Origin of the sequence: Billgrantia tianxiuensis, from assembly GCF_009834345.1 — a bacterium.
GTDB lineage: Bacteria > Pseudomonadota > Gammaproteobacteria > Pseudomonadales > Halomonadaceae > Halomonas > Halomonas tianxiuensis.
Map to the genome: position 1 here is coordinate 3,228,389 of NZ_CP035042.1, position 24,196 is coordinate 3,252,584.

The 24,196-nt window shown below is 63.9% G+C and carries 18 protein-coding genes; 6 read left to right on the plus strand and 12 right to left on the minus strand.

Going from position 1 to position 24,196, the window contains the following annotated elements; all coding sequences use genetic code 11:
* The first annotated feature begins 219 nt into the window (after nucleotides 1-219).
* Nucleotides 220-1,914: a methyl-accepting chemotaxis protein gene (locus tag EKK97_RS15120; RefSeq protein ID WP_159553111.1), complete on the plus strand. Its 1,695-nt coding sequence runs from the start codon at nucleotides 220-222 to the stop codon at nucleotides 1,912-1,914.
* Nucleotides 1,915-1,950: 36 nt separating this feature from the next.
* On the opposite strand, the gene rmuC is transcribed toward EKK97_RS15120, so the two are convergent.
* Entirely contained in the window at nucleotides 1,951-3,327 is a 1,377-nt protein-coding gene (gene rmuC, locus EKK97_RS15125) for a DNA recombination protein RmuC (protein ID WP_159553113.1), read from the minus strand.
* Between the two features lie 194 nt (nucleotides 3,328-3,521).
* On the opposite strand from rmuC, the gene EKK97_RS15130 reads away from it, so the two are divergent.
* A complete protein-coding gene (locus EKK97_RS15130; protein WP_111414303.1) occupies nucleotides 3,522-4,340 on the plus strand; it encodes a helix-turn-helix transcriptional regulator in 819 nt (272 codons plus the stop codon).
* 91 nt (nucleotides 4,341-4,431) lie between these two features.
* Here the strand turns inward: EKK97_RS15130 and EKK97_RS15135 are convergent, their stop codons facing one another.
* Together EKK97_RS15135 and EKK97_RS15140 are read right to left on the minus strand one after the other, a co-directional pair.
* Entirely contained in the window at nucleotides 4,432-5,931 is a 1,500-nt protein-coding gene (locus EKK97_RS15135; RefSeq protein ID WP_159553115.1) for an aldehyde dehydrogenase, read from the minus strand.
* A complete protein-coding gene (locus EKK97_RS15140; protein WP_159553117.1) occupies nucleotides 5,928-7,175 on the minus strand; it encodes a M20 family metallo-hydrolase in 1,248 nt (415 codons plus the stop codon). The genes EKK97_RS15135 and EKK97_RS15140 overlap by 4 nt, the downstream gene beginning before the upstream one ends.
* A 164-nt stretch (nucleotides 7,176-7,339) precedes the next feature.
* Between EKK97_RS15140 and EKK97_RS15145 the strand changes: the two genes are divergently transcribed.
* The 3 genes from EKK97_RS15145 (at nucleotide 7,340) to aguA (ending at nucleotide 11,440) form a co-directional block, all read left to right on the plus strand.
* Nucleotides 7,340-8,749 carry an aminotransferase gene (locus EKK97_RS15145; protein WP_159553119.1) on the plus strand — a complete coding sequence of 470 codons (1,410 nt, stop codon included), beginning with the start codon at nucleotides 7,340-7,342 and terminating at the stop codon, nucleotides 8,747-8,749.
* Nucleotides 8,750-8,841: 92 nt separating this feature from the next.
* Nucleotides 8,842-10,311, plus strand: coding sequence for a Na+/H+ antiporter NhaC family protein (locus EKK97_RS15150; RefSeq protein WP_159553121.1), 1,470 nt, complete (start codon nucleotides 8,842-8,844; stop codon nucleotides 10,309-10,311).
* Nucleotides 10,312-10,417: 106 nt separating this feature from the next.
* Nucleotides 10,418-11,440: an agmatine deiminase gene (aguA, locus tag EKK97_RS15155; RefSeq protein WP_236551237.1), complete on the plus strand. Its 1,023-nt coding sequence runs from the start codon at nucleotides 10,418-10,420 to the stop codon at nucleotides 11,438-11,440.
* 77 nt (nucleotides 11,441-11,517) lie between these two features.
* Here aguA and EKK97_RS15160 read toward each other — a convergent pair whose 3' ends face one another.
* Genes EKK97_RS15160 through EKK97_RS15170 form a run of 3 tightly spaced genes read right to left on the minus strand, consistent with a single transcriptional unit; the run spans nucleotide 11,518 to nucleotide 15,247 of the window.
* A complete protein-coding gene (locus EKK97_RS15160) occupies nucleotides 11,518-13,023 on the minus strand; it encodes an aldehyde dehydrogenase (RefSeq protein WP_159555813.1) in 1,506 nt (501 codons plus the stop codon).
* Nucleotides 13,017-14,474 carry an aspartate aminotransferase family protein gene (locus EKK97_RS15165; RefSeq protein WP_159553123.1) on the minus strand — a complete coding sequence of 486 codons (1,458 nt, stop codon included), beginning with the start codon at nucleotides 14,472-14,474 and terminating at the stop codon, nucleotides 13,017-13,019. Before EKK97_RS15165 ends, EKK97_RS15160 begins: the two co-directional genes overlap by 7 nt.
* 11 nt (nucleotides 14,475-14,485) lie before the next feature.
* Nucleotides 14,486-15,247: a gamma-glutamyl-gamma-aminobutyrate hydrolase family protein gene (locus tag EKK97_RS15170; RefSeq protein ID WP_159553125.1), complete on the minus strand. Its 762-nt coding sequence runs from the start codon at nucleotides 15,245-15,247 to the stop codon at nucleotides 14,486-14,488.
* A gap of 233 nt (nucleotides 15,248-15,480) precedes the next feature.
* Between EKK97_RS15170 and EKK97_RS15175 the strand changes: the two genes are divergently transcribed.
* On the plus strand, nucleotides 15,481-16,857 hold the full coding sequence (locus EKK97_RS15175) for a glutamine synthetase family protein (protein WP_159553127.1): 1,377 nt from the start codon (nucleotides 15,481-15,483) through the stop codon (nucleotides 16,855-16,857).
* 7 nt (nucleotides 16,858-16,864) lie between these two features.
* Here EKK97_RS15175 and EKK97_RS15180 read toward each other — a convergent pair whose 3' ends face one another.
* From EKK97_RS15180 to EKK97_RS15205, 6 genes are all read right to left on the minus strand, one after another.
* Nucleotides 16,865-17,818 (minus strand): LysR substrate-binding domain-containing protein, encoded by a 954-nt coding sequence (locus EKK97_RS15180; RefSeq protein ID WP_159553129.1) that lies wholly within the window; start codon nucleotides 17,816-17,818, stop codon nucleotides 16,865-16,867.
* A 54-nt stretch (nucleotides 17,819-17,872) separates the two neighbouring features.
* Entirely contained in the window at nucleotides 17,873-19,330 is a 1,458-nt protein-coding gene (gene cuyB, locus EKK97_RS15185; protein ID WP_159553131.1) for a cysteate racemase, read from the minus strand.
* A gap of 80 nt (nucleotides 19,331-19,410) precedes the next feature.
* On the minus strand, nucleotides 19,411-20,706 hold the full coding sequence (locus EKK97_RS15190) for a dicarboxylate/amino acid:cation symporter (RefSeq protein WP_159553133.1): 1,296 nt from the start codon (nucleotides 20,704-20,706) through the stop codon (nucleotides 19,411-19,413).
* Between the two features lie 562 nt (nucleotides 20,707-21,268).
* The gene (locus tag EKK97_RS15195) at nucleotides 21,269-21,844 is read right to left on the minus strand and encodes a glycine zipper 2TM domain-containing protein (protein WP_159553135.1); all 576 of its coding nucleotides are present in this window, start codon (nucleotides 21,842-21,844) and stop codon (nucleotides 21,269-21,271) included.
* Nucleotides 21,845-22,038: 194 nt separating this feature from the next.
* Complete coding sequence (locus EKK97_RS15200; RefSeq protein ID WP_159553137.1) at nucleotides 22,039-23,331, minus strand: NAD(P)/FAD-dependent oxidoreductase; 1,293 nt, start codon at nucleotides 23,329-23,331, stop codon at nucleotides 22,039-22,041.
* Between the two features lie 26 nt (nucleotides 23,332-23,357).
* Nucleotides 23,358-24,194, minus strand: a complete 837-nt coding sequence (locus tag EKK97_RS15205) for an ABC transporter permease subunit (protein WP_159553140.1) — start codon at nucleotides 24,192-24,194, stop codon at nucleotides 23,358-23,360.
* Between the last annotated feature and the right edge of the window lie 2 nt (nucleotides 24,195-24,196).

A 24,196-nucleotide genomic window follows, 5' to 3' on the forward strand; every position in this document is an offset into this window, starting at 1 on the left:
TTCCGAGCCGCCCTTCTGTACAAGTTTCATCACCTGCCCAACGCGGCAGGTTTCTTTTTGCGTGCCCATTGCATAGCGCAACGAACTTCTTTCGACGCGACTATCGTCAGGATAGGCTGAAAATATTTGTACATTTTATGTACAAGTTTTATGGTACAACCTGTACAACAATGAACGTCTCGAGGTCACGCCTCCACGTACGCAGAAGGAACGACAACCATGAAGGCATTCCCGCCCCGCCTCGTCCGGCTCGGCATCCGCAGCCGCCTGCTAGCCGGATTCTCCGCTGTGCTCGCCCTGATCGTCCTGCTCACCGCCATCGGCATCGTGCAGGTCAACCGCATCGACCGCAGCCTGACCACCATCAACGAGGTCAATGGCGCCAAGCAGCGCCACGCCATCGACTGGCGCGGCAGCGTGCACGACCGCGCTATCCTGCTGCGCGACATGACCCTCGTCGAGTCGCCGACGGACCTTGCCACGCTCATGCGCGACTACCGGACGCTGGCCGATGACTACCGCCTCGCCGCCGACGGCATGAGCGATGTGACGCGCGATAGCGTCACGCCGCGCGAGCGCGAGCTGTTGGCCGCCATCGAGCAACAAGCCGATGTCACGCAGCAATTCGCCAGCCAGGTAATGGAGCGCCGCGACCAGGGCGATCTGGATGGCGCAAGAGAGGCCCTTCTGCGCGGTGCTGGGCCGGCCTTTTTTGCCTGGCTCGATCGTATCAACGACTTCCTCGATCACCAGGAGGCCGAGAGCGCAGCCGATACCGCCCTGGCGCGCGATACCGCCGCCGGCTTCCAGAAGTTGATGCTGGCGCTGTGCCTGGTGGCCCTGGTCCTGGGAGGATCCATTGCCTATCTCCTCTCGCGCCAGCTGCTGCGCGAACTGGGCGCCGAACCGCATGAGGTACGTGCCTTCGCCGAGGCAATCGGCCGCGGCGAGCTGGCGACAACCGGACGCCTGCGCAAGAACGACGAGCGCAGCATAATGGCCGCCCAGGTAGCGATGGCGCGCCAGCTGCAAGACATCGTGTCACAGGTGCGAGCCGCCGCCGAAGCGGTGGCCAGCAATAGCGAGCAGATTGCCGAGGGCAATACCGATCTCGCATCACGAACCCAGCAGCAGGCCAGCGCCCTGACCCAGACCGCCTCGGCCATGGAGGAGCTCAACGGTACCGTGGTGCAGAACACAGAGAACGCCGGCCAGGCCAGCCGCGAGGCAGAGAACGCATCGAATACGGCCCGCCAGGGAGGCATTGCAATCGAACAGATGGCCTCAACGATGGATGAGCTCGACAAGAGCGCCGGCGAGATCGCGACAATCATCTCGACCATCGATGACATTGCCTTTCAGACCAATATCCTGGCGCTCAACGCCTCAGTCGAGGCGGCACGTGCCGGTGAACACGGCCGTGGCTTCGCTGTGGTCGCCGCCGAGGTGCGCAAACTTGCCCAGAAGAGCGCCGATGCCGCCAGCGAAATCAATGAGCTGGTCACCAGCAACGTGGAGCGCGTGAAGAGCGGTAACGCCAGGGCCACGGAAGCACGCCAGGCCACGGAGGAGATCGTCGCAGCCATCGCACGGGTCAACCAGTTGATGCGTGAGATCAGCCAGGCCAGCGTTGAGCAGAGCGCCGGCGTGCAGGAAGCCGGTACCGCCGTAGCCGAGATGGACCGGGTCACCCAACAGAACGCCACTTTGGTGGGAGAGAGCGCCACGGCAGCCGACAACCTGCGTCAGCAGGCGCGACAGCTGCTGACGGCCATGTCAGCCTTCCAATTGCCGGCGAACGGCCCCGGCCTGGAGCGCCACACGAGCCAGTTGGTAAGCATGCCGACCCAGGCGAAGCGCCCCCTCCTGCACCAGCTGGAGCGAACCACCCAACCCGAATGGGCGAGCTTCTAGGCTCGAGCCGGTCGCCTGCGGGCGGCCGGTATCGCCTCACGGCGTCTCGTCATTCGTCCTCGTGCCCCTGGCCGACGCCGCCGTTTCGAGCTCAAGCCCGGCCCGCTCGACCAGCTCGGCGGGCAGCTCCTTCTTCACCGCTACGCCCAGTTCCTGGAACTCGGCAGCCTGCTTGATCAGGTTGCCGCGGCCGTTGACCAGCTGCCCCATGGCGCGGTCGTAGCTGTCGCGGGCGCCGTCGAGCTTCGCCTGTACCTCCTGCATGCTCTCGAGGAACAGGCGCAGCTTGTTGTAGAACCGCTCGGCGCGGCTGGCGAGTTCGGCGCTGTGGCGGCTCTGGTCCTCGAAGCGCCACAGCTGGCGTACCACGTTGAGGCTGGTCAACAGCGTGGTGGGGGTCGCCACCAGCACATTGTGCTCGATGGCACGCTGGTAGAGGGTCTCGTCGTGCTTGAGCGCCTCGACGTAGGCAGACTCGACCGGAATGAACATGATCACCACGTCGGGCGAGTTGAGGCCCGGCAGGTCGTAGTAGTGCTTGTCGGCCAGCTCGGCGATACGCTCGCCCACCGCCGTGGCATGGGCGGCCAGGGCCTGCCCTCTCTCCACCTCGTCCTCGGCGTTGACGTAGCGCACATAGGCGGCGAGAGAGGTCTTGGCGTCGATCACCAGGTGGCGCCCCTGGGGCAGGTAGACCACCGCGTCGGGCCGCCGGCGACCCTCGGCCGTGGCGAAGCTCACCTCGCGCTGATAATCCTTGCCGGGGCGCAGGCCGGAGCCCTCGAGCACGTTCTCGAGCATCAGCTCCCCCCAGTTGCCCTGCACCTTCTTCTGCCCCTGCAGAGCCTGGGTGAGGCGCTCGGCCTGGTCGGTGATCTCACGATTGAGCGCCTGCAGATGGCGTAGTTCGGCGCGCAGCCCGGCGCGCTGTTCGGTATCGTGGCGGTGGATCGTCTCGACCTTCTCGCGAAAGCCCTTCATCTCGGCCTGGATCGGCTGCAACAGGCCGCTGATGCGCTGCTGGGAGAGTTCGGAGAAGGCGCGCCCCTTGCGTTCGAGAATCTCGTTGGCCAGGTTCTCGAATTCCTGGCGCAGTTGGTCGCGGCTATCGCGCAGCAGGGCCAGCTGCGCCTCGAAGTGCTGCTGCTTCTGCTCCAGGGTCGTAGCCAGGCGCGCCTCGCGTACCTGCACCTCGCCCAGTTCGCGCTGAAGCTGCTCGAGGCGCTGCTCACGCTCGGCCAGCCGCTCGCGCAGCTCGTTCATGGCGGTCTCGTGCCGCGCCGCATCGGCGCGCTGACGTCGTGCGGCAAGCCAGCCGGAAAAGCCGAAGGCAAACAGGAACGCCGCCAACGCGACAGCCATCAGGGCAATATCCTGGGGAAGAGAGGCCAGCAGCGTGGTGAGATCGGTCAAGGGCATTCTCCTGCTGCAGCAAAGGGATAGCTCGCAAGTCTCCTCAATACCGCTGAGTTTGTCACGGCCTGCATCGCATCCAACATGGCATCGTTCATCGTTTCTTCGTCCGCTCAGCCATCAACGAACGGCATCCAGGCATCAACGCAGGGTCATGCTATCGTGAAAGCCAGGCTCTACTGACGCACCTACCCATGCTCGATTTCCTTGCCCGCTCCGAAAGCCATGCCTGGCACCAGCAGTTGGCTCGCCTGCTGCGCACGGCGGCGACCCCCGACTTCCCCGCCAGGCTCGATCAATCCCTGCGCGAGCTGGTGGGTCACGAAACCGTGCTGATCAACGCCTATCGTGGTCGTCGGCAACCGCTGCTGATCCACGACGACTACCCGCCACATCGCCACGAGCAGGGCGTCGAGCGCTACCTGAGCCAGGCCTATCTGCTCGATCCCTTCTTCGCAGCAGTGAGCAATGGCCTGGATCAGGGTGCCCATCGCCTGCGCGAGCTGGCCCCGGATCGCTTCGAAGCCAGTGAGTACTACGCTCATTACTATCGTGCCTTGGGCCTGGTCGATGAAGTCGGCATTTTCTGCCGGGTCGAAGCGGAGGTGGTGATCGCCGTGTCGCTCGGCTTCGGGACGAAGTCGCCGCCCTTGACCCGCCGTGCGCTGCAGGCGTTGCGCTACGTGTCACCCATTGCCGAGGCCCTGCTGACCGAGTACTGGAAATGGCAGGGAAGTCAGTTCCAGCAGCGTCTCGCGGAGCAGGAACCGGTGGAAGCCGCACTCGCCAGCTTCGGCGCCGCGGTACTGACGGCAAGGGAGCAGGAGATCGTGCGTCTGCTGCTGGCCGGCCACTCGACGAAATCGGCGGCCCGGGAACTCGACATCAGCGACGGTACGGTCAAGGTACACCGCAAGCACATCTACCAACGTCTCGAGGTCTCCAGCCAATCGCAACTGTTCCGGCTGTTCCTCGATCATGTGGCGCTGGTATCACGCCAGCAGGCGGTATGAGACGCGTAAAAAGCCGGCACCCCAGACATGGAGAACCGGCAAGTCGAGGATTTCCTAACAGGCGATGTCGGTAGCCTGTCGTGGTGAGCCCTCAGAGCGAAAGCGACATCCACACGCTCTTGAGTTCGGAGTACTCCTCCAGGCTGTGGTGCGACTTGTCGCGGCCGTTGCCCGACTGCTTGACCCCGCCGAAGGGCATGGTCTGGTCGCCGCCGGCCCAGTTGTTGACGAACACCTGACCCGACTGCAGCCGTCGCGTCACGCGCAGGATGCGGTCGATGTCCTGGCTCCACAGCCCCGCCGCCAGGCCGTAGGGCGTGTCGTTGGCCATGGCCACCGCCTCCTCTTCCGTGTCGAAGCCGAACACCGCCAGCACCGGACCGAAGATCTCCTCGCGGCCGATGGTCATCTGCGGCGTGACGCCGTCGAACACCGTGGGCGGGATGAACAGCCCCGGCCCCTCCAGTGCCTGGCCGCCGCTGCGCAGCCGCGCGCCCTCTTCCACGCCCTGGCGGATGTAGTCGAGGATGCGTCGATGCTGAACCTCGTCGACGATGGCGCCCATGAAGCTCTGCGGGTCCAGCGGGTCGCCCGGCTGCATGCTCTCGGCGGCCTTGAGTACCCGCTCGACGAAGTCGTCGCGAATCGTGTTCTCCACCAGCAGCCGGGAGCCGGCGATGCACACTTCACCCTGGTTGTGGAAGATCGCCGCGGCGGCGTGGCTGGCTACCCGGTCGAGGTCCTTGCAGTCGGCGAAGACGAGGTTGGGCGACTTGCCGCCGCACTCCAGGTAGACCCGCTTGAGGTTGGACTGCCCGGCGTACTGCATCAGCTGCTTGCCCACCGCGGTGGAGCCGGTAAAGGCCAGGCAGTCGACCTCGTGGGAGAGCGCCAGGGCCTTGCCCACGGTGTGGCCGAAGCCCGGCAGCACCTGGAACACGCCCTTGGGCAGGCCGGCTTCCTTGGCCAGTTGGGCCAGACGCAGCGCGGAGAGCGGCGACTTCTCCGAGGGTTTTAGAATCACGCTGTTGCCGGCGGCCAGCGCCGGGGCGATCTTCCAGGCGGTCATCATCAGCGGGAAGTTCCACGGCACGATGGCCGCCACCACGCCGATGGGCTCGCGCAGCACCAGCGCCAGGGTCTCCTCGCCGGTGGGCGCCACTTCGCCGTAGAGCTTGTCGATGCACTCGGCCTGGTAGCGAATGCAGCCGATGGCGCCGGCCATGTCGCCCAGCGAGCTCGAGATGGGCTTGCCCATGTCGAGGGTGTCGAGCAGCGCCAGCTCGTGCTTGTGGGCCTCCATCAGGTCGGCCAGGCGCAGCAGGGTCTTCTTGCGCTTGCCCGGCGCCAGCCGCGACCACTCGCCGCCGGCGAAGGCCTGGCGCGCCGCCGCCACGGCGCGCGCGGCGTCGGGTTCGTCACAGCTCGCCACCTGGGCGAGAACCTCGCCGGTGGCCGGGTTGCGCGACTCGAAGGTATCGCCGCTTTCGGCAGCGACGAAGGCGTCGTTGATAAAGGCACGGGCCTCGAAGCCGAGTGACTCGGCCAGGGCGTGCCAATCGTCGCGGGTTCTGGGAATCTCAATGCTCATTGCACACCTCCTTGACGGTTGGCTCGTTCCAGCAGGGCATCGCAGAGCACTTGGGCGCCCAGGGCACAGTGTTCCGGCGTGGCGTATTCGGCCTCGTTGTGACTGATACCGTCACGGCAGGGGATGAAGATCATCGAGGTCGGCGCCACCCGCGATACATATACAGAATCATGACCGGCACCGCTCATCATCCGCCGGTATGGCACCCCCTGGGCGCGGGCAGCGCGCTCGACGGCCTCGATACAGCCGGCATCGAAGTTGACCACCGGCGACGCCCAGATGCGCTCGCTGGTCGCTTCCACGCCGAAGGCCTCGGCCGCGGCGGCCAGCTCCCGGTCATAGCGGGCCTCCAGGTCGTCCAGTTCACCCTCGTCGACATGGCGCAGGTCCACGCTCAGGCGCACCTCGCCGGGAATCACGTTGCGCGAGGGGCTGTCGATCTCCAGGCAGCCGAAGGTCACCTTGGTGGCGCCGCTGCCGTCGGCCATGGCCAGAGCCTGCAGGCGATCGATCAGGCGTGCTGCGGCGGCCAGGGCATCGTGGCGATAGCGCATCGGCGTGGGCCCGGCATGGGCCGACTGGCCCCGCAGGATGACGTCGAACCAGCGCATGCCCTGCACGCCGGTGACCACGCCGATGGCCTCTTGCTCCTCCTCCAGCACCGGCCCCTGCTCGATGTGCAGCTCGAAGAAGGCATCGAGTCGCGGTTCGCCCACCGGCAGCTCGCCGGCGAAGCCGCAGGCGGACAACGCCTCGCCGAAGGAGACGCCATCGCGATCCTTGCGAGCCAGGGTCGACTCGACGCTGAATTCACCAGCATAGGTGCCGGAGGCCACCATGGCCGGGGCGAAACGGCTGCCCTCCTCGTTGGTCCACACCACCAGCTCCAGCGGGCGCTCGGTGACGATGCCCCGGTCATGCAGGGTGCGGAATACCTCGAGCCCCGCCAGCACCCCGAGAATGCCGTCGAAGCGTCCGCCCTTGGGCTGGGTGTCGAGATGACTGCCGATGGCCACCGGATCGAGGTCGTCGCGCTTGCCGGAGCGACGCAGAAAGAGATTGCCGACCCGATCGATTCGCAGCGTGCAGCCGAGCGCCTCGCACCATTCGATCAGCAAGCGCCGACCGGCGGCATCCTCCTCGGTCAATGCCAGGCGGCAGCTGCCGCCGTTTTCGGTGGGGCCGATCTCGGCCATGGCCATCAAACTTTCCCAGAGCCGCTGGCCGTCGATGGAAACGCTCATGCAGGTTGCCTCCCTTTGTCTTTATACCCCAACCCTAGGCCGACCCGTCGCGGAACCGATATACCCCAATCAGGATATATTCCCCGCTTCCGCCCCCTCGCTAGTCTGGCCCTGACCTCAAAGCAGCACACTCCAACAATGACATCGGACACGCGAGGCCGACCATGACCACCGCTACCCGTACTCCGCCCCGGCCCCTTGATGCCCAGGCGCTGTGGCAGAAGGACAGGGACCACTTCATCCACCCCTTCACCGACTTCAGCCTGTTCCACGACAAGGGCTGCGACCTGATCGTCGACAGCGACGGTATCTACGTGGAGGACATCCATGGCAACCGCTTCATCGACGGCATCGCCGGCCTGTGGTGCGTCAACGTGGGCCACGGCCGCGCCGAGATCGGCCAGGCCATGGCCGAGCAGGCCACCCGCATGGCCTACTTCTCCACCTTCAACAACCTCTCCAACGCCCCGGCGGCGGAGCTCGCCGCCAAGCTCGCCGAGCTGGCCCCGGCAAACCTCAACCACGTCTTCTACAGCTGCGGCGGTTCGGCGGCCAACGACGCCACCATTCGCCTGGTGCACTACTACTTCAATCGCCTGGGCAAGCCGAACAAGAAGCGTATCCTGTCGCGCAACAACGCCTACCACGGCACCACCTACCTGGCAGCGAGCCTGACCGGCATCGAGAGCAACAACTGGGGCTTCGACACCCTGGATCACCTGGTCACCCACCTGAGCGAGGCCAACCTCTATCGCCGGCCGAAGGGGATGAGCGAAGCGGAGTACTGCGGCCATCTGGTGGCCGAACTCGAGGAGACCATCGAGCGCATCGGTGCCGAGAACATCGCCGCCTTCATTGCCGAGCCGATCATGGGCGCCGGCGGCGTGCTGATGGCGCCTCGAGGCTACCACGCCCGCATGCAGGCGGTGTGCCGCGCCCACGAGATCCTCTATATCGCCGACGAGGTGGTCACCGGCTTCGGCCGCCTGGGCCACTTCTTTGCCTCCGAGGCGGTGTTCGATACCCAGCCGGACATCATCAACTGCGCCAAGGGGCTGTCGTCGGGCTATGCGCCCCTGGGCGCCACCCTGATCTCCGACGAGATCTACGAGGTGCTGGGCACGCCCCAGCGCAAGGGCGGCGTGCTGAGCACCGGCTTCACCTACTCCGGCCATCCGGTGAGCTGTGCGGCGGCGCTCAAGAACATCGAGATCATGGAGCGCGAGGGCATCTGCGCCAACATACGCGAGGTGGGCCCCTACCTGGAGCGGCAGCTCAAGACGCTCTCGCATCATGAAACCGTCGGCGACGTGAGGGGCAGCCACTTCATGCTGGCCATCGAGAACGTCGCCGACAAGGCCTCCAAGGAGCTGCTGCCGGTGGAGGCACGGGTCGGCGACCGGGTCGCCGCCGAGGCCCAGAAGCGCGGCCTGATCATTCGCCCGGTGGGCCACCTCAACATCATCTCGCCGCCGTTGATCTGGAATCGTGACGTGGTGGATCGGGTAGTGGCAATCCTCGACGAGGCCTTCACCGCCACCACGGCATCGCTACGCAAGGACGGTTATCTGTAACCCGCCGGCAGCCGCCGCATGCGCATGTATGACTCGGCATTTCCCGGCGGGGCCAGCCATCGTGCGATGTACAACAACAAAGGTGAACGACCATGACACACTCTCCTTCGGGTCCGACGGCCCACCCCCAAAGCTTCGGCAGCGCCACCAAGGGTGGCCTGCTGTTTCTCGGTGTCGTGCTGATTGCCAGCCTCGGCGGCTTCGCACTGTTCGACGGCGACGACTACGGCATCTACAGCCTGCTACCCACCACCGTGGTGCTGGGCATGGCCATCCTCACGCGACGCACCATCGAATCGCTGCTCGCGGGCGCCCTGGTCGGCCTGCTGATGGTCGACCCCACCAGCGTGGTCTCCCAGGGCTCCGACATCCTGCTCGGGGTGCTGGGCAACGATACCGTCACCTGGATCATCCTGGTCTGCGGCCTGTTCGGCAGCCTGATCGCCCTGCTGGTCAAGACCGGCGGTGTGCTGACCTTCGGCGATGCCGTCACCAAGCATATCCATAGCCGCCGCCAGAGCCTGCTGGCCACCTGGCTGCTGGGCCTGGTGATCTTCGTCGACGACTATCTCAATGCCCTGGCGATCAGCGCGTCGATGAAGAAGATCACTGATCGCTTCAACATTTCGCGCGAGAAACTCGCCTACGTGGTGGACTCCACCGCCGCGCCAATCTGCATTCTGGTACCGTTCTCCACCTGGGCGGTGTTCTTTGCCGGCCTGCTGGAAGAGAACGACATCGCCGGCAACGGCATGAACCTCTACATCGAGGCGATTCCCTTCATGTTCTACGCCTGGGTGGCCGCCGCCCTGGTCCCCCTGGTGGCTCTGGGCTGGATCCCCAATCTCGGCCCCATGAAGGCCGCCGAGGCCCGCGCCGCGGCCGGCCAGCCGATTCCGACGGGCGTCGACGACAGCGCCCTGGAAGCGGCAGACGACGGACGCAAGCGGCCGCACCTGCTCAACTTCCTGCTGCCCATCGTCACGCTGATCTTCTTCACCTGGTACTACGACATCGATATCCTACGCGGCGTGATCGTGGCGCTCGCCGTGACCCTGGTACTGATCGCCAGCCAACGGCTGCTGAGCTTCCACGACACCTTCGACACCGCGCTCGACGGCTTCAAGGCGATGATCATGCCGCTGGGCACCCTGGTGGCCGGCTTCAGCCTCAAGGAGGTCAACGACGCCCTGGGGCTCACCGACTATGTGATCAGCACCGTGCAGCCGCTGATGACGCCGGGAATGTTGCCGGCGGTGGTCTTCGTCACCATGGCCTTCCTGGCGTTCGCCACCGCCTCCTTCTGGGGGCTGTTCGCCGTGGCCATGCCCATCGTGCTGCCGCTGGCGGCCAGCCTCGATGCTCACATGCCGCTGGTGGTCGGCGCCCTGATCTCGGCCAGCGCCTTCGGCAGTCACGCCTGCTTCTACGGCGACTCGACGGTGCTCTCCGCCCAGGGGGCCGGCTGCACGCCCATGGCCCACGCCCTGACCCAGTTGCCCTACGTGCTGATCGCCGCCGCCATCGCCGCCGCGATCTTCCTGGTCGCAGGCCACCTGTGAGAAAGCATCATGAACCAACCACTTATTGATTCTCACACTGTTAGGTCCTCCCCCGAGCCCGGGGATTCGCCATGCCGGCAGAGTTCGCCCCCACGACGCCTGCTGGATGCTGTGGCCCCAGCGGCCCGATACCTGGCGCTTCGGAGCCAAGCCGGCCCAGCAGGCCTTCGTCGAGGTCGCTACCGCCATCTCTGAAAGCGAGACGGTCTACGTCGGCGTCAACGACGACCAATACGAGAATGCCCTCCATCAGCTGCCCGCCCACGTGCGGGTGGTGGAACTCTCCAGCAACGATGCCTGGATGCGCGACGTGGGGCCCACCTTCCTGACCCACCCGGACGGACGCCTAGCCATGGTGGACTGGGAGTTCAACGCCTGGGGCGGTCTCAAGGGTGGGCTCTACTTCCCCTGGGACAAGGACAAGCGCATCCGCACCAAGATCGCCGAGATGCTCGGCATCGAGCGCTTCAAGGCTCCCGTGGTGCTGGAGGGCGGCGCTATCCATGTCGATGGCGAGGGCACGCTGCTGACCACCGAAGAGTGCCTGCTCAACCCCAACCGCAACCCCGGCCTGAATCGCACCGAGATGGAGCGGGTGCTGCACGAGACCCTGGGTGTCGACAAGATCATCTGGCTACCGCGGGGCTGCTACCTGGACGAAACCGACGGCCACGTCGACAACCTCTGCTGCTTCGTCACCCCCGGCGAGGTGGTGCTGAGCTGGTGCGATGACGAGACCGATCCCCAGCACGCCATCTGCCGGGAGGCCCTACAAGTGCTGGAATCGTCGACTGATGCCAAGGGCCGCAAGCTGCTTGTGCACAAGCTGCCCCAACCGGGTCCGCTGTTCATCGAGGAGGACGAGGCCAGCGGCATCGACCGGCTGAGCAGCTCCCATCCGCGGCGCCCCGGCGACCGCATGGCCGGTTCCTACGTCAACTTCTATATCGGCAACTCGGTGGTGGTGATGCCGCTACTGGACCCGACCCGGGACGAGCAGGCTCGCGATATTCTTCAAGGATTGTTTCCCGACAGGCGGATTGTGGGCGTGCCGGCCCGGGAGATCCTGCTCGGTGGCGGCAACATCCACTGCATCACCCAGCAACAGCCCAAGCGCCGGTTGCCGTGAGCGACAGGCAAGCTGCAGCAACAACACGGGCCGACCGCACAGCGCGCGGTCGGCCCGTCGTTCGGTTCCGCGTGTCGCTATAGTGTCAGCGACATCCACACGCTCTTGAGTTCGGAATACTCCTCCAGGCTGTGGTGCGACTTGTCGCGCCCGTTGCCCGACTGCTTGACCCCGCCGAAGGGCATGGTCTGGTCGCCCCCGGCCCAGTTGTTGACGAACACCTGGCCCGACTGCAGCCGCCGCGTCACGCGCAGGATGCGGTCGATGTCCTGGCTCCACAGCCCCGCCGCCAGGCCGTAGGGCGTGTCGTTGGCCATGGCCACCGCCTCCTCTTCCGTGTCGAAGCCGAACACCGCCAGCACCGGACCGAAGATCTCCTCGCGGCCGATGGTCATCTGCGGCGTGACGCCGTCGAACACCGTGGGCGGGATGAACAGCCCCGGCCCCTCCAGTGCCTGGCCGCCGCTGCGCAGCCGCGCGCCCTCTTCCACGCCCTGGCGGATGTAGTCGAGGATGCGTCGATGCTGAACCTCGTCGACGATGGCGCCCATGAAGCTGTCCGGGTCCAGCGGATCGCCCGGCTGCATGTTCTCGGCGGCCTTGAGTACCCGCTCGACGAAGTCGTCGCGAATCGTGTTCTCCACCAGCAGCCGGGAGCCGGCGATGCACACTTCACCCTGGTTGTGGAAGATCGCCGCGGCGGCGTGGCTGGCTACCCGGTCAAGGTCCTTGCAGTCGGCGAAGACGAGGTTGGGCGACTTGCCGCCGCACTCCAGGTAGACCCGCTTGAGGTTGGACTGCCCGGCGTACTGCATCAGCTGCTTGCCCACCGCGGTGGAGCCGGTAAAGGCCAGGCAGTCGACCTCGTGGGAGAGCGCCAGGGCCTTGCCCACGGTGTGGCCGAAGCCCGGCAGCACCTGGAACACGCCCTTGGGCAGGCCGGCTTCCTTGGCCAGTTGGGCCAGACGCAGCGCGGAGAGCGGCGACTTCTCCGAGGGTTTTAGAATCACGCTGTTGCCGGCGGCCAGCGCCGGGGCGATCTTCCAGGCGGTCATCATCAGCGGGAAGTTCCACGGCACGATGGCCGCCACCACGCCGATGGGCTCGCGCAGCACCAGCGCCAGGGTCTCCTCGCCGGTGGGCGCCACTTCGCCGTAGAGCTTGTCGATGCACTCGGCCTGGTAGCGAATGCAGCCGATGGCGCCGGCCATGTCGCCCAGCGAGCTCGAGATGGGCTTGCCCATGTCGAGGGTGTCGAGCAGCGCCAGCTCGTGCTTGTGGGCCTCCATCAGGTCGGCCAGGCGCAGCAGGGTCTTCTTGCGCTTGCCCGGCGCCAGGCGCGCCCACTCGCCGCCGGCGAAGGCCTGGCGCGCCGCCGCCACGGCGCGCGCGGCGTCGGGTTCGTCACAGCTCGCCACCTGGGCGAGAACCTCGCCGGTGGCCGGGTTGCGCGACTCGAAGGTGTCGCCGCTCTCGGCAGCGACGAAGGTGTCGTCGATAAAGGCCCGCGACTCGAAAGAAAGCTCGGCAGCCCTGGCCTGCCAATCGGCCAGGGTGCGGGGGGATGGCGTACGGCTCACGATCGGGACTCCTCTATTGATGGCTGGATCATGATAGCTGGACCATCCGCCTGTTCGCGTGCGGCCAGTCGCCTTGCAGTCTCGTCCAGCGCCTCCCAGGCCAGGCGGACCAGCTCATCGATCTCGGCGCGGGTAATGACCAGCGGCGGCGAAATGATCATCGTATCACCCACCGAGCGCATCACCAGGCCATGATCGAAGCAGATGTCGCGACACAGGGTGCCGACGCCAAAGCCCTTGGGGAACCGCGCTTTGTCGAAGCGCTCGCCGGTGTCGGGGTCGATCAGCTCCAGTGCCCCGATCAACCCCAGCGAGCGCACCTCGCCCACCAGGGAGTGATCGGCCAGGGTGGCCCAGCGCTCGGCGAGATAGGGTCCCACGTCGTCACGCACCCGCTCGACGATGCCCTCGGCCTGCATCAGCTCGAGATTCTTCAGCGCCACGGCAGCGCACACCGGATGCCCCGAATAGGTGAAACCGTGGAAGAACTCGCCGCCGCGCTCGATCAGGGTCTCGGCGACTCGGTCGCCCACCAGCACGCCGCCGATCGGCAGGTAGCCGGACGAGAGCCCCTTGGCGATGGGCATCAGATCGGGTTTCAAATCGTAGTGGACGCTGCCGAACCACTCCCCCAGCCGGCCGAAGCCGCAGATCACTTCGTCCACTACCAGCAGGATGTCGTACCTGGCCAGCACCTCCTTGACGGCCGGCCAGTAACTCTCCGGCGGAATGATGGCGCCACCCGCGCCCTGCACCGGCTCGGCGATGAAGGCGGCGACGTTCTCCTCGCCGAGTTCCAGAATCTTCGCCTCCAGGGCTGCGGCGCACTCGCGGCCGAACGCTTCCGGGCTGATATCGCACCCTTCTCCAACCCGCCCTTCTGCAAACTTTCCCTCACCAAACCAATAGGGCTGCCGCACATGGGCGATCTTGGGCACCGTCGGGCCGCCCTGGGCATGCATCGGCGCCATGCCGCCAAGGCTCATGCCAGCCACGGTGGAACCGTGATAGGCGTTCTCGCGGGCGATCACCCACTGTTTGTCGGGCTTGCCTTCGAGCGCCCAGTAGCGACGTACCATGCGCAGCACGGTGTCGTTGGCCTCGGAGCCCGAGCCGGTGAAAAACACCCGGTTCATGTGCGCCGGCGCCAGTCGGCACAGCATCTCGGCCAGCTTCACCGCCGGCGGATGGGTACTCTTGAAGAAGTTGTTGTAGTAAGGCAGTTCTCGCAGCTGCGCGGTGGCCGCCTCGACCAGCTCCTCGCGGCCGTAGCCCAGATTGACGCACCACAGCCCGGCCATGGCGTCGAGGATGCGGTTGCCCTCGCTGTCATGGATGTAGACGCCCTCGGCGTGGATGACGATACGGCTACCCTCATCGCCCAGCGCCTTGAAGTCGGTGAAGGGGTGCAGGTGGTGCTCCCGATCCAACTGGCGGTAGGTCTCGGTATGCATGGCTCCCCCGATCAGCTCGTCAAGGCCAGTGAGCGCTCGTCACTGTGCTCGCGGCAGGCGCTGGCAAACCCTTCGAACAGCGCGTGGTAGAGCGGGTGCTCCTGTGTACGCCATTCGGGGTGCCACTGCACAGCCAGGGCGAAAGCCGAGGCTGCGGCCACCGATATCGCTTCGATCAGCCCGTCCGGCGCCACCGCCTCCACCTTCAGCCCGTCACCCAAGCGATCGATACCCTGCTGGTGCAGTGAATTGACCCTCGTTTGCGGTTCGGCATACAGCGTCGCCAGGCGGCCACCGGCGCGAATCTCGACGTCATGCGCGGGGGCATAGCGGGTCGCGTAGTCGGCCTCGGGCTCGCGGTGGTCGGAGAGTCCAGGCACATTCTGCACCGCCTGGTGCAGCGTGCCACCGTAGGCCACGTTGAGCTCCTGAAAGCCGCGACAGATCCCCAGCAGCGGCAGGCCGCGCCGAATGGAGGCGGGTATCCAGGCCAAGGCGGCGGCGTCACGATGCGGATCGTCGCGGGTGTTTTCCGGTGCCCGCTCAGCGCCATAACGCGCAGGCTCGACGTTGGAGTAGCTGCCGGTCAGCAACAGACCGTCCAGATGAGCAAGCAGATCGCCGTCCACGGCGTCCTGCCAAACCGGCAGCACCACCGGCGCCAGGCCATAGGTACGCAGCGCACTCAAGTACTTGTCGGTTACCACATGGGCGGGGTGCCCCTCCACCTCACGGCGACAGGCAATGACGCCCACCAGGGGTCGGCTCGGCATGGCGGCCTCCTCGAAAATCAGATTGGCGCAAATAGTGTTGATTAAACTTTCCACTATCGAGGCAAAAAAATCCAGCCCGCCCCTGCCCGACACTCAACCAAGCAATGAAAGACAGGACTCGTCTCGAACCAAGCAAGAGATTTTCCCCGGCCAAACGTAAAGGATTTGACAACACTGACTCATCATCGAAAGATAGACGTCAATAACGACCCAGCGACACTCACAGGTGCCCCATGCCGCCGCTCAGCGCCGATCAGGCCCGGGAATTTCTCGCGCGCCACCCTGACATCGACAGCATCGACCTACTGATCAGCGATCTCAACGGTGTCATGCGTGGCAAACGCATCCCGCGAGACAACCTGGACAAGGTCTGCCGGCAGGGCGTCAACCTTCCGGCATCGGTCTTCGCCCTGGATATCAATGGCCACACCATCGAAGCCACCGGGCTGGGACTCGCCATCGGCGACAGCGACCGGGTCTGCCGGCCCGTGGCGGGCTCCCTGATGCCGACGCCGTGGCTGCGCAATGGCCGCCAGGGGCAACTGCTGATGACCATGGTCGAGCCCGACGAGACCCCCTTTTTCGCCGACCCGCGCCAGGTACTGTCACGCCAGCTGGAACGACTGCACAAGCGCGGCCTGACGCCCGTTGTCGCCGTGGAGATGGAATTCTATCTGCTGGATCGCGAGCGCACCGGGGACGGACTGATACAACCGCCGCGCTCGCCCCGCAGCGGCGAGCGTGCCAGCCAGAGCCAGCTCTACTCCATCGGCGAACTCGACGAATATGCCGACTTTCTCGAAGACGTGCAGCGGGCGGCCGAGTGCCAGGGCCTGCCGCTCGATACGGCGCTCAAGGAGTGCGCGCCGGGTCAGTTCGAGATCACCCTCGGCCACTGCGACGATGCGCTCAGGGCGTGCGACAGCGCCGTCCTGCTGAAGCGCCTGATCAAGGGCGTAGCGCTCAATCACGGCTTCGAGGCCACGTTCATGGCCAAGCCCTATGGCCTCGAGGCCGGCAACGGCACCCATGTGCACCTCAGCATGCTCGACGCCAGCGGCCGCAACGTGTTCGCCGCTCCCGACGGCGATCCGCTCGGCAGCGCCACCCTGCATCAGGCCGTTGCCGGGATGCTGGCGCTGATGCCGGCGTCGATGGCGATCTGTGCCCCCAACCTAAACTCCTTCCGCCGCTTCCAGCCAGGTCTCTACGTGCCCATGACGCCCACCTGGGGCTTCGACAACCGCTCGGTGGCACTGCGTATTCCTTCGGGCAGCAACGACGCACGCCGTATCGAGCATCGTGTTGCCGGTGCCGACGTCAACCCCTACCTGCTGCTCGCCGTGCTGCTGGCCAGCATCGAGCACGGCATTGCGGAACGGCTGACGCCGCCCGCCCCTGTCACCGGCAACGCCTACGAGCAGTTCGAGCCCTCCTTGACCAACAGCTGGCATCGAGCCCTCGACCTGCTGGAAGCCAGCGAGCCGTTGCAGAATGCCCTGGGCCGCGATTTCGTCCACGTTTTCGTTGCCAATCGGCGCGCCGAGCGCGACCTGGCCATGCAGACGGTGAGCCAGTTGGAGTATGCCTGGTATCTCAGGCACGTGTAGTGGCGACTTACAGCAACTCTTCTTCTTGTATCTTCAAGCACGTCTGCCAGATTCGCTCCGCAATGGGCTGATCGTGTTCGGCATGTCGGAAGAGACAAATATCCAGTGGTGCGGTATGGGAGGCATCGCCGACAATAACCAGCCGTCCTGTCGATAACTCATCACGCACGGCACGCTCCGGTACCCAGGCAATCCCGCTACCGGCGATTGCACCTCGCTTCAGCACGTCGGACATGGAGCATTCATAGCAAAACTGCAGTCGTGACGAGAGATTCTCACGCGCCAGGATCAGCGCCGTCATGCGGCCAAGATAACTGTCCGTGGAATAGCAGAGATAAGGCTGAGGTGTTGTGTCGTCATCGAGTGGGTATATTGCCTGTCCCGCTTTACCCACAGCGCTGACCGGCACCAGCCGCTCGGAGCCCAGTACTATCGAGGGATAACGTCCGATATCGGTCAGTGTCGGTAACAAGGGGCTGTTATAGGCAAGCATCAGGTCGCAGTTGCCGCTGATCAAAGCCTCGACGCATCCTGCCACGTGATCGGCCACGACCCTCGCCCTGATACTACCTAAACGACTTTGCAGCTGCTCATGCCAGTCCACGAAGAAGCTGACCGCCAGGGTATGCGAGGCGGAGATGGAGACGACCTCCTCGATCTGAGGCACAAACCCCAGCGCTTCCTCACGCCCGACGCGTAGCAACGAGAGAGCATCCTGTGCGGTGCGCTGAAAGGACTCCCCAACCGGGGTAAGAGCTACAGGGAAAACACTGCGATCGAACAAAGGGGCGCCGACCCAGTATTCGAGATTGCGAATACGGCGGCTGAAAGCTGGCTGAGTCACATTGCGCAGCGTTGCGGCGCGCGAGAAGTTGCGTGTGGCAGCCAAGGTGAGGAAATCTTCCAGCCAGTTCATTTCCACGGCATGGCCCAGAACGCAGGGAGACATGAGTCCCAGCATAACGTCAATGCCCTCCTCGCCGCCAGCCTCATGTTTCCTTGGGGAAGCAGCCGGTTACTGCGCCAGTGCCACACAGCTGTGAGCCAATATTTCAGTCGGGTCCAGAAGCGTTACGTGTTGACACCGCACTGGGTCAAGCTCGATCAGCGGCAGCTCAGTGCAGCCGAGAATGATGACCTCGGCACCGTTTTCCAGCAGGTGATCAATGGCGGCGTGCAGATGCTCGCTGCATTCACCCGATACATACCCGGCCTTTACCCCCCGGCTGCCATAGATGGCCTCCATGACACGCGCCTGAAACTCCGGCGCTGGAACCAGAGTTTCACGGCCTGAGGACGACATGATGTCATGGTAGACGCGGCTCTCCACGGTACCACTGGTCGCCAGCAGCCCCACCCGGGTGAAAGATTCGTTGCCGGCACCGAGGTGGTCGACCACAGCGGTCAGCATGTTGATGATGGGTATGCCGATATAAGGTTGAATCCGTGCCACGAAAGCATGTGCCGTATTGCAGGGGATGGCTATCGCGTTGGCTCCCTCTGCTTCAAGACGCTGGCAGGTAGCCAGCATCGGAATACTCGGATCCTCGCCATTACCAATGAGATTGGCAGTACGATCAGGGATCTGAGGGTTTTGCTCTACGACTATCTTGAGGTGGTCCTGATCACGTTCGGCACGGGTCAGGCTGACCACCTTACGCATGAAATCGACCGTCGCCGCGGGCCCGACTCCGCCCAGCACGCCTAACTTGAAGGAGTGGCGTTCACGCTCACGGTCATGGCCTAGCGCATACTCGGCATAAATCAGATTCGAATCCAACAAGGGCACCGGCGTCAGGGACTGCAATGACGCCATCAGCACCGGTATCTCGCTCAGCCCCGGCACGATGATGTCGGCGCCCTTGGTGACGAGGTTATCGCAGGTCTCCAACAACAATTGCAGACACCCGCTCCCGTGATGACCGCTCTTGATGCCTGAAGGACCATAGATCGCTTGCATCAGGGCATCGCGCTGCACGACTTGATCCGGATACACGATCTCAGCGCAGCCTTCGAAGCGCTGTTCAAAGAGACACGAAGCCCTCACATAGCTGGAAGTCAGCACCCCGATCTTGCGCGCCTCCGGATATTTTCCACGAATGTGATCCAGCAAAGCATCGAATATGTCGACAACGTTGTAGCTTATTTCTGGTGTGATTTCGGAAAGGAAGGTATGAGACAGGAAGCAAGGGACCAAGGCATTCTCAACCTTTCCCTGCATACCCTTTAGAACATCGTATACATAAAACTTTCGACGAATGGGATTGTAGTCTTCATCGGCAATGCCGGGGCCGTCGTCGAAGTGGCGCTGCTCGAAGGCAATATCGACACCACCGGTCGGCTTACAGTTCTGTGCAGCCCGCACTGTCTTGATCAGCACATCGGCACTGCCAAGCGCCCCTAGTCCACCCACGACTCCATAGCGAACTACCGGTCTGACGGAAGAGCTGCAACCGGATACTTCACGCCTCATGGCGGCTGTCTCCTTTGACGCCTACATCGATCCGTACCGGCAGCCACGATTCAACGCTGCCAGTACGGATTTTTAGAGGTTCAGGTGAATGAGGACCGCATTACGTGAGGCGTGTTATAGACAGCTTCGTCCAGTTCGCCTTCGCTCTTGGCCACCAGACAGCTCACCGCACAATCTCCGGCTACGTTAAGTCCGGTACGTGCCATGTCGAGCACACGGTCGATACCCGCAATAATGGCAACACCCTCCAGCGGCAAGCCCACCGAGGTTAGAACCAGAGACAGCATGATCAGCCCCGCGCCCGGCACACCAGCCGTACCGATGGAACCCAAGGTTGCTGTCAGAATGATGGTCGCGTAAGCGCCAGCGCCCAGATCGACACCATAGGCCTGGGCGATAAACAACGCACAGACACCCTGATAAAGCGCAGTACCATCCATGTTGATCGTGGCACCCAGCGGAAGTACAAAGCTGGAAACTCCCCGCTTGACACCTAAATTCTGCTCAGCGGCCATCATGGTAACAGGAAGTGTGCCGGCACTTGAGGTGCTGGTAAAAGCCAGCATGATCGGCTCGATGCTGCCCTGGAAGTAGCGTAACGGATTCAGCCGCGCCAAGAAGCGAAGCATGCCACCATAAACCACCACGGCATGAACGATGCAGCCCAGGTAGACGATCCCGATCACCTTGGCTAACGGCAACAGCATCTCCAAACCATAAGTGCCAGCCACCCAAGTCATCAGAGCAAAGACGCCGTAGGGAGTGAACGCGATGATGATACTGGTCATGCGGTAGATGATTTCAGCAGCGGACTCGAAGAACTCACGCACAGGCCGCGCCTTCTCGCCGACCAGTGTGATGCAAAGGCCGAACAGGATGGCGAACACGATAATCTGCAGCACATTGCCTTCGGCGAAGGCTTCGACAGCATTGGTCGGCACCAGTCCCAATAGGGTTTCCACTGCCGTAGGCGCCTCAGGCACTGCTACTGCTGCAACTGTGCCAAGTTCAATCCCGACACCAGGCTGGAACACGCTTGCCAGCACCAACCCGATGGCAATGGCCACTGCCGTCATGCCTAGATATAGCAGCAGTGTCTTGAAACTCAGGCGGCCCATCTTGGATAAGTTGTTTAGCGACGCCACCCCGGTCACCAGGGAAACGAACACTAGTGGCACAATCAACATCTTGATGCCGCGAATGAACAGATCACCCAACGGCTTGATGTCGGCAGCGAGGTCGGCGCGCCCCACCTGATTGAGCACGACCCCTAGACTCAGGCCGAGCACCAGGGCGATGAAGATTTGCTTCCATAGCGGAAGTCGGGTCCAGGGAGAGAGAAAACCTCGACGTGGTAGGGTTTGTGTGTCCGCCATAGTGAAATTTCCTGCTTATCGTTATAGGGCCCTGCGCGTGAAACAGCCGGGTCGAGTGGTCATGGTCATACAGCACCTCAATGGGCGGCCAACTCTTTATTTTTATTTCTCATGCAAAGATTGCATGGAGCGGCAGGAAGCGGCGTGCGGCCGCACGTGGCAGGAGGTACGCCATGTCCATCGTCATGACGGAGCACATCAGCGCTGTTTTTCGGCAATCAAACCGAGAAATCCAAGCCAGCTAAGAAATTGACCACTACCGAGGAAGGTGGTTAAGTTTTCCAATTGACTTGGATATGCCAATGATCGATTCGCAAGCATTTAGCATAAAGATAAATAAAACTGGCTTTCGTGAGGGCGTACGATTTCACACAACCTAACCTGGCCGTCGGCATTACTGCGAACAAGGAGCATTGCCAAGGAGTCCCTACAGAGCGGCCAAAGAGTGCTGGGTCTCGTGCGCGAAGAATCATGCCGAACTGAAAGTAACGCCCCGAACCGGGTCGGGGCGATGCATGAAGGAGAAAGCATGAAGGAGAAAAAAGTCAGCTGAAGGAGAATATCAGCCGTCCGCGCTGGCCAGCGGCAGGTCCCAGCGCGGCTGCCCCTCCTCGAGCAGTACGCGGTTGCCCTGGGGCTGATGTTCCAGACGCGACACCTCGGTGAGTTCGCCGTGGCGCCAGGTCACGTCATAGCCGACGGTTTCCTCTCGGGTATCCATCACGGTATGGCACTGGCGCTGCGTGGTGGTGTAGGTCTGGGTCTGGTTGGCCTCGATACGTCCCTGGATTTCACGTCCGGCGAAGCCACCTCCGACCGCCCCCGCCACGGTGGCCAGCGTCTTGCCGCTACCGCCACCGACCTGATTGCCGAGCAGGCCTCCCACCACAGCCCCCGCCGCCGTGCCGGCGATGCGATGCGGGTCGCGGCTGGGTGCCTGGGCCTGCTGTTGCACCACCACGTCTTCACACACCTCTCGCGGCGTCTCGACGCTGCGCGTCACCGGTTGTACCGCCACGACCTCGGCAAACTGGGGACCGCTCTCCTGCGGCTCCTGTTGCACTTGCCACGCACCCAGGGCTAGACCACCCAGGCCGAGCACGCTCAACGTCGTTCCGATCACGATCGACTTGTTCATGACACTCCTCCTGCAGGGCGTTAGGCGCCCCGGGCTGACTAAGGCTAGGCTCGATGCGATGTGGAGGAGAGACGCGGGGCGGCGACTCCGTGCCACCCGCTTCATCGCTTTATTATACGACGTCGAAGGAAGGCAATAAGCGCGACGCAGCGGCTTTCACGTTTTTTGTCCCGGTGTCAGTTCCCGGCGACACTTCACCAGCCGAGCCGATCCCGCGTCGCGTAATACCAGGCGCCCAGCGCCGAAAGCGGCACGCGCAGCAACCGCCCACCGGGAAACGGCAGGTGCGGCAGCCCAGCGAAGGCGTCGAAGCGCTCGCTCTCGCCACGCATCACCTCGGCGATCAGCTTGCCAGCCAGGTGCGAGCAGGTCACGCCGTGGCCCGAGTAGCCCTGGGCGTAGTAGACGTTGTCATTGAGACGACCGAACTGCGGCAATCGATTGAGCGTCATCAGGAAATTGCCGCTCCAGGCATAATCGATGCGCGTATCGGCCAGTTGTGGAAAGGTCTTGAGCATCTTGGGTCGAATCACCGCGGCGATGTCCGAGGGATCCTGGCCACCGTAGTTGACGCCACCGCCGTAGAGCAGACGGCCATCGGCGGTGAAGCGGTAATAGTCGAGCAGATAGTTGCAATCCTCCACCGCCATGTCGTGGGGGATCAGCTCGCGACGCAAGGCTTCCGGCAACGGCTCGGTGGTGATGATCTGAGTGCCGCAAGGCATCGACCTGCTCTCCAGCTCCGGCAAGACCCCCTGCAGGTAGGCGTTGCCGGCCATGACCACCCGCTGGGCACGCACGCGCCCCTGCGGCGTACGCAGCGTCACGCTCGCGCCGTGGCTCACCTCGAGCACGGGTGTTTGCTCATGGATCGTGCCGCCCAGCGACTCGAACGCAGCGGCCTCGCCCAGTACCAGATTGAGCGGGTGCAGGTGGCCACCGGAGTGGTCCACCAATGCTCCGACATAGCGCTCGCTGCCGATCTCACGCTTGTAGGCCTCGCCCTCCAGCAGCTCCAACTGTTGGTTGCCGTAGCGCTCCCATAGCGCCTTGTGCTCGCGCAGTCCGGCGAGTTGCTTGTGGTTGCAGGCGGCGAACAGGTTGCCCTCCTTCAGGTCACAGGCAATAGCGTAGCCGGTGATGCGGTCGCGAATGATGCGATTGCCCTCGAAGGCCATGTCGCCCAAGGCCCGCGCGGTGTCGGCGCCGTACCTGTCCTCGATCACGTCCATGTCGCGGCTGTAGCTATTGACGATCTGGCCGCCGTTGCGCCCGGAAGCACCGAATCCCACCCGCGCGGCCTCCAGCACCACCACTCGATACCCCTGTTCGGCGAGATGCAGCGCCGACGAGATGCCGGTGAAGCCGGCCCCCACCACGCACACCTCGCACTCGATGTCGCCGACCAGGGCGGGACGCTCGGGCGACGAATTGGCCGTCGCCGCATAGTAGGACGCCACGTGCTCGGTGTTGGCTTGGGTCGACATAACTACCTCATACTCAAAGAAAAGAGTTACCTTCCAGCCGTCATGTCCTGGAGCATCGCCTGCCGCCGCCTCGCTTCGCTGCGTCGCATCAGGTACCAGGCGAGGAAAGTGGCCAGCGACACCGCCAGGATGATCAGCGTGGCCAGGGCGTTGATCTTGGGCGAGACGCCAAGGCGCACCGAAGAGAACACCACCATCGGCAGCGTGGTCGCACCGGGACCAGAGACGAAGCTGGCGATCACCAGGTCGTCGAGCGACAGAGTGAAGGCCAGCAGCCAGCCCGCCGCCAGCGCCGGCGCGATCACCGGTAAGGTAATCTGGAAAAAGGTACGCACGGGCCTGGCTCCCAGGTCCATGGCCGCCTCCTCGATCGAAAGATCCACCTCGCGCAGACGCGAGGCCACCACCACCGCGACGTAGGCACTGCAGAAAGTGGTATGGGCGATCCAGATGGTGACCATGCCGCGATCCGCCGGCCAGCCGATCAACTGCGCCATGTGCACGAACAGCAACAGCAGCGACAGGCCGGTAATCACCTCGGGCATTACCAGCGGTGCGGTGACCATGCTGGAGAGCGCCGTCTTGCCACGAAAGCGGGCGAAGCGAACCATCACGAAGGCGGCAAGCGTACCCAGGCACACCGCCATGGAGGCGGAAAAGAAGGCGATTCGCAGGCTGGTCCATACTGCCGAGAGAATCTGCTGGTCGCGGAAGAGTTCCACATACCAGCGCGCCGAGAAGCCTGCCCATACGGTGACCAGGCGCGACGAGTTGAAGGAGTAGATCACCAGGATGATCATCGGCAGGTAAAGGAAGACCAGCCCGGCGATCAGCATCACGGTGGTGAAGGATGGCTTGCGCATGG